2 protein-coding genes are annotated in these 2025 nt (G+C 73.9%); one reads left to right on the top strand and one right to left on the bottom strand.

Annotated features, from left to right (window positions below; all coding sequences use genetic code 11):
• Positions 1-42 precede the first annotated feature (42 nt).
• The gene (locus tag ACFC02_RS42385; RefSeq protein ID WP_376368344.1) at positions 43-525 is read right to left on the bottom strand and encodes a VOC family protein; all 483 of its coding nucleotides are present in this window, start codon (positions 523-525) and stop codon (positions 43-45) included.
• 149 nt (positions 526-674) lie between these two features.
• On the opposite strand from ACFC02_RS42385, the gene ACFC02_RS42380 reads away from it, so the two are divergent.
• The gene (locus tag ACFC02_RS42380; protein ID WP_376368342.1) at positions 675-1880 is read left to right on the top strand and encodes an epoxide hydrolase family protein; all 1206 of its coding nucleotides are present in this window, start codon (positions 675-677) and stop codon (positions 1878-1880) included.
• Positions 1881-2025 lie beyond the last annotated feature (145 nt).

Here is a 2025-nt window from a genome sequence, read left to right as displayed (position 1 = left end):
GCCCACTCCCCCGGACAGGTGGGCCGGCCGTCCGGCAGGCCGCTACTCGCCCGCGTAGGCCCTTTTCAGCGCGGCGATGTCGAGCTTGCCCATCGCGAGCATCGCCCGGGTGGTGCGGGCCGCCTTCTGCGGGTCGGCGTCGTTGATCATGTCGATCAGCTCGTCCGGTACGACCTGCCAGGACACGCCGTACCTGTCCTTGAGCCAGCCGCAGGGGCCCGGCTCGCCGCCGTTGTCCGTGAGCCGGGCCCAGTAGTGGTCGACCTCCTTCTGGTCCGCGCAGTGGATCTGGAAGGAGATCGACTCGCTGAACGTGAACTGCGGACCGCCGTTCAGCGCGATGAACCGGTGGCCGTTCGCCGTGAACTCCACGGTGACCACCGACCCGGCGGGGCCGGGCCCGGCCTCGTTGGATCGGCCGATCCGTCCGATGCCGGAGTCCTTGAAGACCGAGACGTAGTAGTGGGCGGCCTCCTCGGCCGTGCCGTCGAACCAGAGGCAGGTGGTGAATCCCTGGGTAGCCACGGGGTCCTCCTTGGGTGTGGGACGCGGTCTTCCGTGTCGACCGGTCCGCGCGGTCACCTGTATCGACCGGACCGCGCCACAGAACTCATCGCTCGGCCGTGAATCAAATTCCCGCACCCCCTGCGACCAGCCCCCCTAACATCCCGTCCATGACGACCCCACCGCCCGCCGACGGCATCCGGCCCTTCCGGCTCGACGTCCCGCAGAGCGCCCTCGACGACCTGAACGACCGCCTCGACCGCACCCGCTGGCCCGACGAACTGCCCGGCGCGGGCTGGGACCACGGGGTGCCCACCGGCTACCTGCGCGAGCTGGTCCGCCACTGGCGGCACACGTACGACTGGCGGGCGGCCGAGGCACGGCTGAACCAGTGGCCGCAGTTCACCACCACGATCGACGGCGCGAACGTCCACTTCGCGCACGTCCGCTCCCCCGAGCCCGGCGCCACCCCGCTGGTCGTCACCCACGGCTGGCCGGGTTCGGTCGTCGAGTTCCTGGACGTCGTGGGGCCGCTGGCCGACCCGGCCGCGCACGGCGGCGACCCGGCGGACGCGTTCCACGTCGTGGTGCCGAGCATCCCGGGCTTCGGCCTGTCCGGGCCGACGGCCGACCGCGGGTGGGAGGCGGGCCGGGTCGCCGACGCCTGGGCCGAGCTGATGCGGCGCCTCGGCTACGAGCGGTTCGGCGCGCAGGGCGGCGACTGGGGCGCGGCGATCTCGCGGGAGCTGGGCCGGGCCCACCCCGACCGGGTGATCGGCGTCCACCTCAACCTGCTGCCGGGGGCGCAGCAGGCCACCGAGCCGACCGACGCGGAGCTGGCCGCGCTCGGCCCGGCCGAACGCGAGCGCACGCTCACCTCCTGGCGCCGCTGGGCGGCCTGGGAACGGGACGGCGCCGCCTACGCCCACCTGAACGCCTCCCGCCCGCAGACCCTGGCCTACGCGCTCACCGACTCACCCGTCGGCCAACTCGCCTGGATCGTCGAGAAGTTCCGCGAGTGGACGGACTGCGAGGAGTTGCCGGAGGAGGCCGTCGACCGGGACCGGATGCTCACGGACGTGATGCTGTACTGGCTGACCGGCACGGCCGCCTCGGCCGCCCGCATCTACTACGAGCGGGCCCACACCCGCACCGGCCGGGCCGCCGCGCCCGCCGAGCCGTCGACCGCGCCGACCGCCCTCGCCGTCTTCCCCGCCGAGCTCCAGGTTCCGCTTCGGCACCGCGCGGAGCGCACGGAGAACATCGTGCGCTGGACCGAGTTCGACCGGGGCGGCCACTTCGCGGCGATGGAGGAGCCGGACCTGCTGGTCGGGGACGTACGGGCGTTCTTCCGGCAGCTGCGCGCCGGGGGCTGAGGCCACGGGCCGGGACCCTGGGCGACTCGCGGGTGCTCGGGGGTCCTCGGGGTTTGGCTGGCCGTGGCAGAACATCCACGGGCAGTGTGACCGGGCGGGGGGGGCGGGGGCGGGCGGCGCGCGCCCGGGGTCGAGGCGGGCGCGG

The organism is Streptomyces sp. NPDC056160, assembly GCF_042268205.1.
Lineage (GTDB): Bacteria > Actinomycetota > Actinomycetes > Streptomycetales > Streptomycetaceae > Streptomyces.
Note: the sequence above shows the minus strand (reverse complement) of the source record. Positions and strands in the feature narration are given on the sequence as shown.

What these genes read in the sequence shown, in the direction of transcription:
- ACFC02_RS42380 (WP_376368342.1), top strand. Translation starts at nt 675, where the DNA reads ATGACGACCCCACCGCCCGCCGACGGCATCCGGCCCTTCCGGCTCGAC.